At 62.4% G+C, this 15,752-nt stretch carries 13 protein-coding genes; 5 read left to right on the top strand and 8 right to left on the bottom strand.

The window, feature by feature from the left end:
- The first annotated feature begins 127 nt into the window (after window positions 1-127).
- Window positions 128-1,534 (top strand): NAD(P)H-quinone dehydrogenase, encoded by a 1,407-nt coding sequence (locus HMPREF2129_RS06810; protein ID WP_034664627.1) that lies wholly within the window; start codon window positions 128-130, stop codon window positions 1,532-1,534.
- A gap of 24 nt (window positions 1,535-1,558) precedes the next feature.
- Window positions 1,559-5,002, top strand: coding sequence for a pyruvate carboxylase (locus HMPREF2129_RS06805; RefSeq protein ID WP_052092928.1), 3,444 nt, complete (start codon window positions 1,559-1,561; stop codon window positions 5,000-5,002).
- Here HMPREF2129_RS06805 and HMPREF2129_RS06800 read toward each other — a convergent pair.
- Together HMPREF2129_RS06800 and HMPREF2129_RS06795 are read right to left on the bottom strand one after the other, a co-directional pair.
- Window positions 4,995-5,594, bottom strand: a complete 600-nt coding sequence (locus HMPREF2129_RS06800) for a response regulator (RefSeq protein ID WP_034664625.1) — start codon at window positions 5,592-5,594, stop codon at window positions 4,995-4,997. The genes HMPREF2129_RS06805 and HMPREF2129_RS06800 overlap by 8 nt on opposite strands.
- Complete coding sequence (locus tag HMPREF2129_RS06795) at window positions 5,594-6,823, bottom strand: sensor histidine kinase (protein WP_232218118.1); 1,230 nt, start codon at window positions 6,821-6,823, stop codon at window positions 5,594-5,596. The genes HMPREF2129_RS06800 and HMPREF2129_RS06795 overlap by 1 nt, the downstream gene beginning before the upstream one ends.
- 16 nt (window positions 6,824-6,839) lie before the next feature.
- On the opposite strand from HMPREF2129_RS06795, the gene HMPREF2129_RS06790 reads away from it, so the two are divergent.
- Together HMPREF2129_RS06790 and HMPREF2129_RS06785 are read left to right on the top strand one after the other, a co-directional pair.
- On the top strand, window positions 6,840-7,820 hold the full coding sequence (locus HMPREF2129_RS06790) for an ABC transporter permease (protein ID WP_034664622.1): 981 nt from the start codon (window positions 6,840-6,842) through the stop codon (window positions 7,818-7,820).
- Window positions 7,820-8,479 (top strand): ABC transporter ATP-binding protein, encoded by a 660-nt coding sequence (locus HMPREF2129_RS06785; RefSeq protein WP_034664619.1) that lies wholly within the window; start codon window positions 7,820-7,822, stop codon window positions 8,477-8,479. Before HMPREF2129_RS06790 ends, HMPREF2129_RS06785 begins: the two co-directional genes overlap by 1 nt.
- Before the next feature lie 126 nt (window positions 8,480-8,605).
- Here the strand turns inward: HMPREF2129_RS06785 and HMPREF2129_RS06780 are convergent, their stop codons facing one another.
- From HMPREF2129_RS06780 to HMPREF2129_RS06765, 4 genes are all read right to left on the bottom strand, one after another.
- The gene (locus tag HMPREF2129_RS06780) at window positions 8,606-9,586 is read right to left on the bottom strand and encodes a hypothetical protein (RefSeq protein WP_034664616.1); all 981 of its coding nucleotides are present in this window, start codon (window positions 9,584-9,586) and stop codon (window positions 8,606-8,608) included.
- Between the two features lie 203 nt (window positions 9,587-9,789).
- The gene (locus HMPREF2129_RS06775) at window positions 9,790-10,266 is read right to left on the bottom strand and encodes a GNAT family N-acetyltransferase (RefSeq protein WP_034664614.1); all 477 of its coding nucleotides are present in this window, start codon (window positions 10,264-10,266) and stop codon (window positions 9,790-9,792) included.
- Window positions 10,267-10,272: 6 nt separating this feature from the next.
- Window positions 10,273-12,063 (bottom strand): acetyl/propionyl/methylcrotonyl-CoA carboxylase subunit alpha, encoded by a 1,791-nt coding sequence (locus HMPREF2129_RS06770; protein WP_232218117.1) that lies wholly within the window; start codon window positions 12,061-12,063, stop codon window positions 10,273-10,275.
- 120 nt (window positions 12,064-12,183) lie between these two features.
- Entirely contained in the window at window positions 12,184-13,077 is an 894-nt protein-coding gene (locus tag HMPREF2129_RS06765) for a sulfurtransferase (protein WP_034664611.1), read from the bottom strand.
- 203 nt (window positions 13,078-13,280) lie between these two features.
- Between HMPREF2129_RS06765 and HMPREF2129_RS06760 the strand changes: the two genes are divergently transcribed.
- Window positions 13,281-14,342 carry a Cj0069 family protein gene (locus tag HMPREF2129_RS06760; RefSeq protein ID WP_034664609.1) on the top strand — a complete coding sequence of 354 codons (1,062 nt, stop codon included), beginning with the start codon at window positions 13,281-13,283 and terminating at the stop codon, window positions 14,340-14,342.
- Window positions 14,343-14,412: 70 nt separating this feature from the next.
- On the opposite strand, the gene HMPREF2129_RS06755 is transcribed toward HMPREF2129_RS06760, so the two are convergent.
- Window positions 14,413-14,811: a DUF3151 domain-containing protein gene (locus HMPREF2129_RS06755; RefSeq protein WP_034664607.1), complete on the bottom strand. Its 399-nt coding sequence runs from the start codon at window positions 14,809-14,811 to the stop codon at window positions 14,413-14,415.
- Window positions 14,812-14,862: 51 nt separating this feature from the next.
- Complete coding sequence (locus tag HMPREF2129_RS06750) at window positions 14,863-15,651, bottom strand: acetoin reductase (protein WP_034664604.1); 789 nt, start codon at window positions 15,649-15,651, stop codon at window positions 14,863-14,865.
- Window positions 15,652-15,752: the final 101 nt, after the last annotated feature.

Raw genomic sequence — 15,752 nt, 5'->3', positions numbered from 1 at the left:
TACCTAGTTAGGTCTAGGTCAACTAGACAAGCGGACACACGTTGGGCACGGATTTTGCTTGACGGCTAGAGTGGGCGGACGGAATCTTTTAAACCCTGATTGACGCAATCTGTGTAAGGAGACGTGCGTGTCCAAGAAAATTGTCATTATCGGCGGCGGCCCGGGCGGATACGAGGCGGCGCTGGTGGGCAGCCAGTACGGTGCGGACATCACTCTCATTGAGCAGCTTGGTGTGGGTGGCTCGGGCATTCTGCGTGATGTGGTGCCGTCCAAAGGCTTCATCGCGGGCACGAACGTGAAAACTGACCTTCGTCGTGCAGACGCCATGGGCCTGAAGCACGGCCTGGGGGATGTGAACTTGTCCATCCCGGCGCTGAATAACCGTGTTGTGGCGCTGGCGTCGGAACAGTCCCGTGACATCCGCCAGCAGTTGGAGCGCGCCGGTGTGCGTGTGGTCAACGGCAAGGGCCGATTCGCTTCCCGCCAGGAAGGTCACACCACGCACCGCGTGAAGGCGGAGTTGCCGGACGGCACGATGGAGACCTTTGACTGTGACATCGTGCTCATTTCCACCGGCGCTTCCCCGCGTGTGTTGCCGGATGCGAAGCCGGATGGCCGCCGCATTCTGAACTGGCAGCAGATGTATGACCTGATTGAGGAGCCGGAGCACCTCGTCGTGGTCGGCTCTGGTGTGACAGGTGCGGAGTTCGTCTCCGCTTACGCTGAGCTTGGTGTGAAAGTCACCATGGTTGGTTCCGCCGACCGTATCCTCCCGCACGATGACGCGGATGCGGCAGACGTGCTGGAGCAGGTCCTGTCCAACCGTGATGTGACGCTGGTGAAAGACGCACGCGTTGAAAGCGTGGAGAACACCGGCGACGGCGTGATCGTGCGCACGAGCGATGGTCGTGAGATCACCGGCTCCCATTGTTTGATGTCCATTGGTTCTATCCCGAACACCAAGGAGCTCATGCTCGAATCCCAAGGCGTGGACATCACTCCGTCTGGTCACATTCATGTGGACCGCGTCTCCCGCACCAACGTGTCCGGCATTTACGCGGCGGGTGACTGCACGGACCTCATGCCTCTGGCATCTGTGGCTGCGATGCAGGGCCGCATTGCCATGTATCACGCGCTGGGTGAGGGTGTGGAGCCGCTGCGCATTCGCACCGTGGGCAACGCTGTGTTCACCCGCCCGGAGATCGCCGCGGTGGGTATTACTGAGGCTCAGATTAAGAACGGTGAGTACGACGCCGACATCATCAAACTCGACTTGGCCACCAACCCGCGCGCCAAGATGCGTTCCCTGACCTCTGGTTTTGTGAAGATCTTCTCCCGTAAGGGCTCCGGCCAGGTGCTCGGTGGTGTGATCGTTGCGCCGACAGCATCGGAGCTCATCTTGTCCCTCACCATCGCAGTGACCAACAACCTCACTGTTGAGGAGTTGGCCAACTCTATGGCCGTGTACCCGTCGCTGTCTGGTTCCATCACCGAGGCCGCACGCCGCTTGGTGCACAAAACAGACTTGAATTAATCCCGAACTCCCCGAGGAGCTGCCATGACTACATCCACTAACGGAATTGGCAGGGAGAACCTGCCCACGTTTTCCAAAATCCTCGTTGCTAACCGTGGCGAGATCGCGGTGCGCGCATTTCGCGCCGCCTTTGAAACCGGTGCGAAAACCGTCGCGGTGTATCCTCGGGAGGACCGCCATTGTTTCCACCGTCCCTTCGCGGACGAAGCCGTGCAGATCGGTGTGGCGGGCCAACCCGTCAAGGCGTACCTGGACATTGAGGAGATCATCCGCGCTGCGAAGCAGTCCAGCGCTGATGCGGTGTACCCCGGCTACGGTTTCCTCTCCGAACGCGCGCAGCTGGCACGCCGCTGTGCCGAAGAGGGCATTAAGTTCATCGGACCTTCCCCAGAAACTCTGGACCTGACGGGTGACAAGGCCGCCGCAGTCCGCGCCGCCGAGCGCGCCGGGTTGCCCACCCTGAAGGATTCGGAGCCATCAGCGGACCCGAAAGAACTGGCACGATTCGCTGAGGACTTTGAGTTCCCCGTGTTTGTCAAGGCCGTGGCGGGGGGTGGCGGAAGGGGGATGAGGTTCGTCGAAAAGCGAGAGGACCTTGAGACCCTCGCGGCGGAAGCTTCGCGCGAAGCGGAGGCGGCATTCGGCGACCCGGATGTGTACATTGAGCGCGCGGTGATCAATCCGCAGCACATTGAGGTGCAGATTCTGGCAGATTCGCACGGCAACGTGGTGCACCTGTTTGAGCGCGATTGTTCCGTGCAGCGCCGTCACCAGAAAGTTGTGGAGATCGCGCCCGCGCAGCACATCACCGACGAGCAGCGTCAGCGCATTTGCCAGGATGCGGTGAATTTCTGCAAAGAGATCAACTATGAGGGCGCGGGTACCGTTGAGTTTCTCGTGGATGAGCGTGGCAATCACGTGTTCATTGAGATGAACCCGCGCGTGCAGGTGGAGCACACGGTGACGGAGGAAGTCACCGGCATCGACATTGTGAAAAACCAGATGTACATCGCCGCGGGGGCGACCCTGGCGGATCTGAATGTGCGCCAGGAGGAAATCACGGTGTCCGGCGCGGCTTTGCAATGCCGTATCACCACGGAGGACCCCACGAATGGTTTCCGCCCAGATTCCGGCACGATCACAGGCTACCGCTCGCCGGGTGGCGCGGGTGTGCGCTTGGACGGTTCCGTCGCGGTGGGCACAGAGATCACGCCGAATTTCGATTCGCTGCTGGTCAAGATGACGTGTCGCGGGCGCGATTTCCAGGTCGCCGTCGATCGTGCCCTGCGCGCCCTCAACGAGTTTACGGTCGATGGCGTATCGACGAATATTGGTTTCCTCCGCGCACTCCTCAGCGAACCGGACTTCCGCCACAAGCGCATTGACACCGGCTTTATTGCTGAGCATCCGGGCCTGTTGGAGGCACCACCGGCCGCTGATGATGCCGGCAAGATCCTGACCTATCTGGCTAATGTGACCGTGAACCAGCCGAATGGTCAGCGGCCGACGATCCTGCAGCCCTCGAAGAAGCTCCCTGCCCTTGACTACGGTGAACTGCCTCGTGGTTCCCGCGATGACCTGCTGGAACTCGGTCCGGTCAAGTGGGCGGAGAAGCTGCGCAACCAGACTACACTGGGGGTCACGGAGACGACCTTCCGCGATGCGCACCAGTCCTTGCTGGCCACGCGCATCCGCACGAACACGCTGGTTGCCGCCGCGAAGCACGTGGGGCATCTGACCCCGCAGCTCACCTCCGTGGAAGCGTGGGGTGGCGCGACCTATGACGTGGCCATGCGGTTTTTGCACGAATCCCCGTGGATGCGTCTGGACGCGCTGCGCGAGGCCATGCCCAACGTGAATATCCAGATGCTCCTGCGCGGCCGCAACACCGTGGGATACATCCCGTATCCGGAGTCCGTCACGCGGGCCTTTGTCAAGGAGGCCGCCGCGTCCGGCGTGGACATCTTCCGCATTTTCGACGCACTCAATGACGTCTCCCAGATGCGCCCCGCCATCGACGCCGTCCTGGACACCGGCACCACCGTCGCCGAGGTAGCCATGGCGTACTCCGGCAACCTGCTCGATCCGGCAGAAGACCTGTACACGCTGGACTACTACCTGCGTTTGGCCGAGGAGATCGTGAACACCGGCGCGCACGTTCTGGCCATTAAGGACATGGCTGGTTTGCTGCGTCCGGCCGCCGCCGCAAAGCTGGTTGAGGCGCTGCGTTCCCGCTTCGACCTGCCCGTCCACGTGCACACCCATGACACCGCCGGCGGGCAGCTAGCCACCTATTTCGCCGCTGCTGCCGCGGGCGCTGACGTGGTGGATGTAGCCTCCGCGCCGTTGGCCGGCACGACATCTCAGCCGTCCATGTCCGCCCTCGTTGCTGCCTATGCCAACACGGAACGGGATACCGGCCTGTCGCTTAAGGCGGTTTCTGATATGGAGCCGTACTGGGAGGCCGTCCGCGCCGTCTACGCGCCGTTTGAGTCCGGCATCCCTGGCCCCACCGGCCGCGTCTACCGCCACGAGATCCCCGGCGGACAGCTGTCCAACCTGCGTACGCAGGCCAAGGCCTTGGGCTTGGCGGACCGCTTCGAACTGGTGGAGGACTACTACGCTGGCGTCAATGAGATCCTCGGCCGCCCGACCAAGGTGACGCCGTCCTCCAAGGTGGTGGGGGATCTTGCCCTCTACCTGGTGGGTGCCGGTGTCACCCCAGAGGAATTCGCTGCCAACCCGCGTAAATACGACATCCCGGAATCCGTCATCGGCTTCCTCCAAGGCGAATTGGGCACCCCACCCGGCGGATGGCCCGCCTTGCGTGAGAAAGCCCTGGCAGACCGCGCACCGGTGGACCATACCGTCGAGGTGCCGGCGGACCTCGAGGCGGACCTCATCGCCGACGGTGATGAAGCGTCAGGTGTGCGTCGCGTTGCTTTGGACAAGCTGCTCTTTCCCAAGCAATACGACGAGCTCATGGAACACCGCCGCCTCTACGGCGTCACGGACCAGCTCGGCGACAAGGCGTTCTTCTACGGCCTCGAGGAAGGCAAGGAGATCATGGTCTACTACGGGGACATTGATGCGAATCAGTCGCCCCTCGTCGTCCGCCTGGATGCGGTCAGTGAGCCGGATGAGAAGGGCATGCGCCAGGTCATCCTCACCGTCAACGGTCAGGTGCGGCCAATGACTATTCGGGACGAGAACGCCGAATCCACCGTCGCCGAAGCAGAGAAGGCAGATCCTTCCAACCCGAACCACGTTGCCGCTCCATTCGCCGGTGTGGTCAACGTGACGGCCAAGGTAGGCGATGAGGTCGCAGCCGGTGACCAGGTGGCCACCATCGAAGCGATGAAGATGGAAGCTACCATCTCCGCACCGGTGGATGGTGTTGTGGAGAAGGTGGCGTTTAGCCAGCCGACGAAGGTGGAGGGCGGCGACCTCGTTGCTGTAGTTAAATAATCCGCCTTTGCCGTGCCACCTCCACTGCGGCGGTGCGGTTGTCCACTCCGAGTTTGGAGTAGATGTGGATCAGGTGCGTTTTCACCGTGGCCTGGGAAATGAATAGGGCGGCGGCAATTTCCTTGTTGGACGCCCCGGTTTGCACCTGGCGGAGGAGTTCGATCTCGCGTGGGGAAAGCGCCTCGTCAGGGCGCATGACTCGTTCGGCGAGGACGTTGGCTACCTGCGGGGACAGGGCGCGCTCGCGGTGGGCGGCGCGGACCACGGCGTCGTGGAGTTCATCCTCCGGTGCGTCTTTGAGCAGGTAGCCCATGGCGCCTGCTTCCACTGCGGCCACGACATCGGCCTGGGTGTCATAGGTGGTCAGGATGAGCACCGGTGGGCCATCAGCGGCGACGAGGCGGCGGGTCAGCTCAATGCCATCCACATTGGGCATCTGGATGTCGCTGACCACCACGTCCACGCCCTCGGGGACTTTCGCTGCGCCATCGGCGGCTTCAGCAACCACGGTGATGTCACCAAAGGAGTTCAAGACGGCGCGGAGGCCGGCGCGGACGACAGGGTGGTCGTCGATAAGCATGACGTTGAGCATTAGTTCTCCTTGATGGGTAGGGTCGCGGCGAGAACATTTCCTTCGACCGTGAGCTCGCCACCGGCCTCCGCGACGCGTGCCTGAAGGCCCTGCAACCCGTAGCCGAACGGCCCGGTGATGCCGCGGCCATTGTCGTAGACATCGACCGTCGCCTGTGTTCCAAGCTTATCCACGGTGACCACCGCCAAGCTTGCCCCCGCGTGACGCACCACGTTGCTGAGCGCCTCCCGCACAACCCGCTCGGCGACTGACGCGGCGGGCTCTGGCAGATCCACCACCTGAAGGCGCACCTCAAGCGTCTCACCCAGCGCCTTCTGGCGGCGCTCCGCGGACCGCGCGAGGCGCTCAATGCGAGTGCTCAGACGCTCCACCGGCGCAGCGGGTGCGGCATTACCGGCGACGAAACGGCGGGCCTCCGTCAGATTCTCCGCTGCTGTTTCGCGGATGGTGGTCAACGTGTCGCGGGCGGACTCGGGCACGCCGGCGGTTTCCAGCTCCTTATCCAGCGCGCGGCCGAGCAGCACGATGGAACTTAAGCCCTGCGCCATCGTGTCGTGCACTTCCCGCGACAGGCGCGCCCGCTCCTCCGCGCGCCCTGCCTCATGTTCCGCGGCGGCGAGGTCCGACTGTGCGGCCTCCAAGTCAATGGCTAGCTGGCGGTAGTGCTCCGTCTCCGCGTTGAGTGCCTTGTAAGCGTGCACGATGCCCACGGCGAGCACCGTGCCAATCGTGGGGCCGATGAGCCCGCCCGGGCCGTCCGCGGGGAAGGTCACGCTCAAGGTGTATGCCAGCAGAGCGGCTGTCAGTGCCAAACCCCACCCCGTTGGGAGCAGGAAACAGGCCAGAATGGTAAGCGGAAACTCCAGCCACACGAAGGTCGGGGACAGCGCCACAAGCAGCACCCACACGATCACTACCGCACCCAGCCACGCCAATGTTTGCGGGCGCGAATGCGCGCGGCCGTGGTGGTGCCACACCGTGCCGAACAGATAGATTGCCGCGAACAGCAGCGCGGCGAGGATGGCGGCCCAGTGGTGGTCCCGGATGGCGCCGACAAGCCCCACGCCCAACAGCGTGGCCACCAGCACGTGCAGGCTCACGCGCAGGGTGGCCAAAATGCGGTTGGAGGTCATGCGGGCAACACTAGCGCTGCCACCGGTTGGGCCAACATCAACCGAACGGTCGATTCCTTTTTCAACCCGCAGCCCGATGTTAACCGCGCAGGTCACGGCCACAATCGGAGGCATGTTCGTAGGAATCCGTGAAATCAAGAAAGCGAAGGGGCGCTTCGGGCTCATCGTGGGCACCGTCGCGTTGATCACCCTTCTCGTTGTTGTGTTGACGGGTCTGACCTCGGGGTTGGGCAAGCAGAACACGTCCGCGCTCGAGGCGCTCGACCCGGCCGCGGTGGTCTTCGAGGACCCGCACGACCCGTCGTTCACTACCTCGCGCGTGCAAAGTATGCCCGGCACGGACGCGCTGGGCACCGGCCAGATGCTCGTCGCCGGCCCAGATGGCACGGAGCAATCGGTCGCGATCCTTTCGCTGCCGCGCGGCACCACGTTGCCCGGGGGAGAGGTCCTCGGCGATGGTGCGGTCGCCTCAGCCTCACTGAACTATTCGCTTCACGACGTCCTCTCCCTCGCCGGCACCACCACCCCCGTTGACGCGATCAGTGAGGACCTCATGTTCGCCCACACGCCTGTTTTGTGGGTCCCCACCGAGACGTGGCAGGAGGTCTTCCACACTGACGCGGACGGCACTGTCCTGCTCTCCGATGACCCCGCCATCGAAGGCGGTGTTCCGTTGAAGGAGTCTTTTGACGGCCTTCCCGCCTACGCCTCGGAACAGGGCTCGCTGAAGATGATTCAGGGCTTCCTCTACGCCATTGCTGCGCTGGTCATCGTGGCTTTCCTCACCGTCTGGACGATCCAGCGCACCCGTGACCTGGCCATCTTGAAAGCTATCGGCGCCTCGAACAAGTACCTGCTCAAGGACGCCGTCGGCCAGTCCGCCATCCTCCTCTTCATTGGTGTGACCATCGGCGCTCTCATCGGACTGGGCATCGGGTTCGCCATGGAAGGCGTGGCCCCGTTCACCTTGTCCTTCGGTGTCATTGCCCTGCCGCCACTGCTCGTCTGGGTGTTGGGCATGGCAGGCGCCGTTGTAGCCACCCGTTCTATCAGCAAAGTCAATCCCCAAAGCGCACTCGGAGGTGTCGCATAATGTCCACTTCTAGGCTCGAACTCACTGACGTCACCGTCTCCTTCCAGGACGGCCAGGAACGCCGCACCATCTTGGACAAGCTCAACTTCACCGCTGAGCCTGGCCGTCTGACCTTCATTGTTGGCGAGTCCGGCTCCGGCAAATCCACGCTCCTCTCCGTCGCCGCCGGTTTGATCACCCCAGATTCCGGCAGCGCTACCCTTGGCGGGGTTCCGGTGTCCAATGACCTACGACGCGACAAGATCGGCATGATTTTCCAGCAGGCCAACCTCATTTCGGCGTTGAACGTGCGCGACCAGCTGCTGGTCACCGACCACATCCGTGGCATCAAACCACGCAAGCCGCGCGCGGATGAACTGCTTGAAACCGTGGGCCTCGCCGGGCTCGGGGATCGCGACATGCACGCCCTTTCCGGCGGCCAACGCCAGCGCGTAGGCATCGCCCGCGCCCTCATGGGCGAACCAGAACTGGTTCTCGCCGATGAACCAACCGCCGCCCTCGACTCCTCCCGCTCCCGGGACATCGTGAAACTCCTCCGCCAACTCGTCGAGGACCGTGGCATCGCCTGCGGCTTTGTCACCCACGACCAGTCCCTCATCACCGACCGGGACAACGTCTTCCTCGTGGGCGAGCACCAGAAGATGCCGGCTCTGGCCTGACAATTGCCCTCAACTCCTCGGAGTTGCGGGCGCTCCTGGGCCTTTAATGTGGGTTGTGCACCGTTTCCGGAAATCGTGCACAGGGATGGAGCGGGGAACTGGGAGGAGCGGGGCAGGGAGGCGAATCTAGCGGCTGAGCACCCGGGTGAAGAAGCGGTCGAGGTCCTCAAACATCGTGGGTAAACTCGCGCTGGAAAACCGCAGCGGAACCCACCCTTCTATCGTTGCATCGAGGTTAATGCGGGCATCTTTGTTGCGCCGGCCATAGTCCCAGTGCTGGATGCCGTCATACATGAGGCCAAAGCGTTGTCGGCTCACGGGACAGATGAGCGCTAGGTCAAAGCGGGTGATCCACCGGCCATTGGCCTGCACAGGAACTTGTTCCTGCAGGTGGAGGTCGTGTTTTTTGGCCACTTGATCCGCGATCAACCGCATTTCGGTTTCCTTAGGGGATTCGGCCTGCGCGGAGGAGCGGATGAGAGCATCGGTAACCCAAGGGATGTCGAGGCGATTCTTGCAGGCGGCAAGGGTGTGGAGGGGATCGATGGTGAGGTGGCGGGAGACGTCGATAAGCTGAATGGCCCTGATGAGGGTGGGGTGAAGGTCCCCGCACGGCACGACATGCCAGCCGACTCTTTCGCGGCGTATGTCTTTGAGTGCGTGTGCAACGGCGACCGCGGGCGAGGCGATGGAGATCCAGGTTCCACGGAGGTAGGCGCGCCACTTTTCGTGTATGGCGAGGGCTGCGCGTGTGATGTGTGGCTTGCCGGGGGCAGCTTTTTGAGAGCGTGATACTTGCTTCTCTGCGAACACCGTGTCACACCCATCGCCTAAGAACTTCGCCCCGTAAAGCGCTAGCGCGCCGAAGCCAGTCAGCGTCAGGTGCGGGTTTTCCAGGGCAAACGCTGCCGCGCGGTAGGCCTGCGGGATCTGGTAGCCAAGGCGTTGGTGGTGAAACTCGGCGTCGCGTAAGGCGAGGTTGGTGTCTATGAGCAGCTCCGGTGCCAGCCCAAACGTATTTGAAATGGGAACGAGGCCTGGCCGAGAACCGAGTGCTTCGAGGTGAATGGGACGGGTGATGGTCATTCCGTTGAATAATTCGGTCATATGACCTTAGACCGCCGTGGACCCCGGTTAGGTTCCCTCAATTGGCGAAAAAGTTTTGAGGGGGTGGTTCGAGGGGCGCTTGATCGGGGGATGTGTGCCCTCAACTGCTAGAAGTTGGGGGCACACCTGGGGTTTTGATGGGGGTTGTGCACGGTTCACGGGAATCGTGCACAGTGTGAGGCCGGTACGCGCGAGATCCCCGCCTAGAGCTGCTTCGTCATCACTTCCGGGTGGTGGTCTGACCAGGTGAAGCCGAAGGTCTCGTACACGTGCTGAGCACGGTCGTTGCCGGGCTCGACGTGAAGGGCGATGGTGCTGGCGCCTTGGGAAGCCGCCAAGTCGCAGGCTGCTTGGAGCAGGATGCGGCCGAGTTGGTGGCCGTGGGAGCGGTTCTCCACAGCAATGGACAGTTCGGGGATGTTAGGTCCGAGGTTGGCGTCGGTGTAATCATCCTCCGGTGCCCAGTAGCGTAGCCACACGCCACCGGCGGGGATGCGTTCTTCGTCGTAGGCGATGAATCCGCCGTCGCGTTCAGGGGACCATTTGTCCACGTACTCTTCGGGGCTTTGCATGGCGCCGATGCGGCTGCGGGATTCGTTGCCGAAGACATCGGCGAGGTATTCCAGGCGGCGCAGGTAGGTGCGGTCGGATTCGGTTGCTGGGACGAGCGTGAACTTCATAAAGAGTTAGTGGATCTCCAGTAGTACTGCATTTTTGTTGACTTGTTCGCCTTGTTCAGCGGCCAGGCCCCTGACCGTGCCGGACTTGTGGGCCTTGACGGGGTTTTCCATTTTCATGGCTTCGAGGACGAGCAGGATGTCGCCTTCGTTGACGGTGTCGCCTTCAGCCACGTTGACCTTAACCACGGTTCCCTGCATCGGGGCGGGCACGGCATCGCCCGACAATGCAGCGCCGGAGGAGCGGCGCTTCTTGGACTTGCGCTTCGCACCGTTGCCGATGACGAGGGAGGCGGGGAGGGCAACTTCGATGCGGCGGCCGTCGATTTCAACGGCGTAGGTGCGTTTTGCCGGTTCGGAATCGGAAACGTCAATATCGTCGTCACTGTCCTGGTACGGCGGGATGGTGTTATTGAATTCTTCTTCGATCCAACGGGTGTACACGTCGAAGCGTTCGCCGTCACCGATGAAAGCTGGGTCGTTCAGGACGGCCTGGTGGAAGGGGATGACGGTGGGGAGGCCAGCGACATCGTATTCGGCAAGGGCGCGGCGGGCACGCTGGATGGCTTCGTCGCGGTCTTCGCCGGTGACAATGAGTTTGGCCAGCATCGAGTCGAATTGGCCGCCGACGATGTTGCCGGCGCGCACGCCAGAGTCGACGCGAATGCCGGCGCCAGCGGGTTCGACGTAGCGGGTGATGGTGCCCGGTGCCGGCATGAAGTTCGTGCCGGGGTCTTCGCCGTTGATGCGGAACTCGATGGCGTGGCCACGTGGCTCCGGATCGGAGGTGAGACGCAGGGGCAGGTCGGAGGCGACGCGGAACTGCTCGCGGACGAGGTCGATGCCAGAGGTTTCCTCAGTCACGGGGTGTTCCACCTGGAGGCGGGTGTTCACTTCGAGGAAGGAAACAAGACCGTCAGAGCCATCAGCTTCCGGGGCGCCGACGAGGTACTCCACGGTGCCAGCGCCGTAGTAGCCGGCTTCCTTCACAATCGCCTTGGCCGAGGAGTGGATGGCTTCACGCTGAGCATCGGAGAGGAACGGGGCGGGTGCTTCTTCCACGAGCTTTTGGAAGCGGCGCTGCAGGGTGCAGTCGCGGGTGCCAGCGACGATGACGTTGCCGTGTTTATCCGCAATGACCTGGGCCTCAACGTGGCGGGCGCGGTCAAGGTAGCGCTCGACGAAGCACTCGCCGCGACCGAAGGCGGCTACGGCTTCACGGGTGGCGGATTCGAAGAGTTCCGGGATTTCCTCGCGAGTGTGAGCGACCTTCATGCCGCGGCCACCGCCACCGAAGGCAGCCTTGATGGCTACGGGTAGGCCGTATTCGTCCGCAAAAGCCACAACCTCATCGGCGGTGCTCACAGGCTCTTTGGTGCCCGGGGCCATGGGTGCGCCAACCTTCTCGGCGATCTGGCGTGCTTCCACCTTGTCACCCAGCAGTGCGATGGCTTCAGGGGAGGGGCCGATCCAGGTCAGGCCTTCATCGATGACGCGTTGGGCAAAGTCAGCGTTCTCGGACAGGAAGCCGTAGCCCGGGTGGATAGCGTCCGCGCCCGATGCCTTGGCAGCACCGATGATCTTGTCAAAGTTCAGGTAGGAGTCAGCGGCGGTGGCGCCGCCGAGGGCAAACGCTTCGTCCGCAAGTTCGACGAAGGGCGCGTCAGTGTCCGGCTCGGCATAGACAGCCACGGAGGCGATACCAGCGTCCTTCGCTGCACGGATGACGCGGACGGCGATCTCACCGCGGTTAGCAACCAGAACTTTGCTGATGGTCAGGGCGTTGGACGCTGCGGACAATTCAAAAACTCCTCATCGAAAAATTTCGGGGACCTAGCTTAGGGTAGAGCACTGCTGCCCACATAAGAGGTATCGCACGCAAGGTCCGAAGAATTACAGCCCGCAGTGACGAGCCGGGGCCTAGTCCAATTCCCTTTCAATGGGCATGCGGACCATGTTGCCCCATTCCACCCAGGAGCCGTCATACAGTGCCACATCTTCGATGCCGAGCACGTTGCGAAGGATAAAGCACGTGTGTGCGGCAGACTGCCCGGCACTGCAGTACGCGATGACAGACGGATTGTCCGTGTCCACGGTGCTCAAGGTGTGGGCATAAGCCTCAGCTATCGACGCCCGATCCTTCACCCGCCCATTCGGATACACCGACGCCCCCCACGGGTGATTCACCGCGCCCGGGATGTGGCCGTGACGCTGGACGGGGGAGGAGCAGTTGGGGTCCGTTTGGGTGAGGTGCTCGACGCCGGCGTAGAACTCGGGCCCGCGAGCGTCGATAAGCAGGTGCTTCTTGGTGCGCGAGCGAACATCATCGACGAATGCGCGCCGTGGCTTATCCTGACGCTCCACCACCGGGTAGTTACGGGACGGGTAATCCGGGACGGCGTAGGATGTGTCGCGTTCCTCGCCCATCCACGCGTCACGCCCACCGTCGAGGAGGCGCACATCCGGGTGGCCGAAAAGCTCAAACACCCAGGCGGTGTAGGCAGCCCACCAGTTGTTGCGGTCACCGTAGATGACCACGGTGTCATCGCGGCCGATACCCTTAGAATCCATGAGCTTGGCAAAGGCTTCACCGTCGATGAAGTCCCGCACCGTCTGATCATTGAGGTCCCGGTGCCAGTCAATGCGCACCGCACCAGGGATGTGGCCGATATCGTAGAGGAACGCGTCCTCGTCCGACTCCACCACGCGGAGACCATCCGTGCCCAGGCGGGCCGACAGCCAGGAAGCCGACACGAATTTTTCCGGGTGTGCGAAATCCTGGAATTGGGCAAACGGATCGAATTCGATTCCCATGCGAGTGTCCTCCCAGTGGCGTGCTTACAGTCACTAGCCACCATACATGTGAAGGGCTACCCCCGAAGGTGGATTATGTGGCGTATCCCGGCTGTGAGGTTAATTACTAAACCGCTACCCGTGAGGGCAGGAAAGCCGGTTAGGCCTTAATCTCAAAAGTGGGTTTAATCCAAAATACTGAGCACTACTGAAAGGGATTCACTGTGCACAAGGCAATCGTCGTCTTCGAGGTCGAGGGTGGTTCTGACAAGTACTTCGATGGGCACCGCAAGGACACCATGCCCATTGTCAACGCCATCAAGGACAAGGGCTGGAACGCAGAGGTTGTGTTCTTCCGCCCCGAGTGGTCTGACGCAATCTTCGAGTATGTGTCCAACAACTTCGACGGCTACATCTCCCGCGTGAACCCGGGCAACATCCCGGGAGGCGAGAAAGGCTACTTCGACCTGCTCACCCGCTTGTCCGAGGCCGGTCTTGTAGGCATGTCCACCCCGGAGGAGATGGTCTCCTACGGTGCTAAGGATGCCCTGGTGAAGCTGAACAAGACCTCCCTGGTGCCGGAGGATACCGCCGCGTACTACGACGTCGAGTCCTTCCACAACACGTTCCCGACCTCCCTGTCCTACGGTGAGCGTGTGCTCAAGCAGAACCGCGGTTCCACCGGTTCCGGAATCTGGCGCGTCCGCCTGGCCGACGAAGCCCTGGCTGCCTCCGTCGAGCCCGGCACCGCCCTGCCGCTGGACACCAAGCTCAAGTGCACCGAGGCCGTGGACAACCACACCGAGGACCGCGAGCTCGGCGAGTTCATGGACTTCTGTGACCAGTACATCGTGGGCGACAACGGCATGCTCGTGGACATGCGCTTCATGCCACGCATTGTCGAGGGTGAGATCCGGATTCTGCTGGTCGGCCCGCACCCGGTTTTCGTGGTGCACAAGAAGCCGGCCGAGGGCGGCGATGCATTCTCCGCAACCCTGTTCTCCGGTGCGCAGTACACCTACCAGAAGCCGGAGGAGTGGCAGGAGCTCGTGGACATGTTCGCGGAGGCCCGCCCCGTCATCGCCGAGAACCTCGGTGGCGACAACATTCCGTTGATCTGGACCGCTGACTTCATGCTCGCGGACGACGATGAGACCGGAGAGGACACCTACGTTCTCGGCGAGATCAACTGCTCCTGCGTCGGCTTCACCTCCGAGCTGGACATGGGTATCCAGGAAATGATTGCCGAGGAGGCCATCAAGCGCGTCGAGGAGAAGAACGCATAAGCGCCTGCTCATCCCCGCTTATCGACGAAAACCGCGCCCCCTCGTAGCCCGAGCCGGCGCGGTTTGCTGTCTAGTCGAGGAACTGCTCGACGCTAGCCGGGTCCGCGTCCGACAGCATTTGGCGGCAGCGCTCGTATTCGGCTTCATCTCCGATCTTCTTGGATGCCAGGGCCAGCATGGCGATAGCTTTGAGCACTGCCTGGTTCGGCTCGTGTGACGCGGGGACTGGGCCCCAGCCTTTCCACCCGTTCGCACGGAGGCGGTCAAGCGAACGGTGGTAGCCGGTGCGGGCGTAGGCGTAGGCAACGATCGGGTCACCATCGGCTAGCTCGTGCTCGGCCCGGGCAGCCCAGACAGCGGGGGAGTCCGGGTGAGCGATGGCGGTGGCGTTATCAAGCACATCGCTCCCCTGCGCCGGGTCCTCTGGCAGGTGAACCGGCGGGGGAGCGAGCATATCTTTGAATTCCATGGCCCCACGCTACCAACTCCAGCGAGGTGGTAGCGGGGAGTTGGGCGGGGTTTAGCGGTAGACCATGCCACCGTCGGTCAGGATGGCCTGGCCGGTGATGTAGTCCGAATCTTCCGAGGCGAGGAAGGACACAAGGTTAGCCACATCCTCTGGGGTCTGTGCGCGGCCAAGGGCGATGCTCTCCACGTTCTTCTCGTAGGTGGAGCCGAGCTCGGCGCCAGTCAGCTCGTGGAAGCGGCGGTCAATGTCTACCCACATGTCGGTGCCGACGATGCCCGGGCAGTACGCGTTGACGGTAATGCCGTCGCTGGCGTATTCACGTGCAGCAACCTGGGTCAGCGCGCGCACCGCGAACTTGGAGGCGGAGTAAGCGCCCAGCACCGGGAAGCCGTCATGGCCAGCGATGGAGGAGGCGTTGATGATCTTGCCACCGTGGCCGCGCTCCTTGAACTTGGCGGCTGCAGCCTGGATGCCCCACACAACGCTCTTGATGTTCACGTTGAACATAGCGTCCAGCTCTTCATCTGTGATCTCATCAATCGGCTGGACCTGCGCAATACCAGCATTGTTCACGATGATGTCAAAGCCACCCAGTTCTCTTTCAGTGTGGTCGATGGCGGCGTAAACCTGGTCACGCTTAGACACATCGGCCCCGATCGCGATTGCCTTGCGGCCAAGCTTTTCAATCTGGGAAACGGTGTCGGCGCAGTTGTCTTCCTTCAAGTCGAGGACCGCTACGTCCGCGCCGTCCTGTGCAAGACGCAGGGCGATTGCCTGGCCAATACCGCGTGCTGCTCCGGTGACAAGGGCGACCTTGCCGTCGATAGCTTTCGTTGGCATATTGCTCTCCTTTTCGTACCGTGTGATTCTTCTGGCCGACAGTGCCGACCACGACCCACGGTACGTGGGAGAGGTGATTCTTTCAGGGCTCGTGCTACCAA

The organism is Corynebacterium tuscaniense DNF00037, assembly GCF_000759055.1.
In the GTDB taxonomy this organism is placed as follows: Bacteria; Actinomycetota; Actinomycetes; order Mycobacteriales; family Mycobacteriaceae; genus Corynebacterium; species Corynebacterium tuscaniense.
Note: the sequence above shows the minus strand (reverse complement) of the source record. Positions and strands in the feature narration are given on the sequence as shown.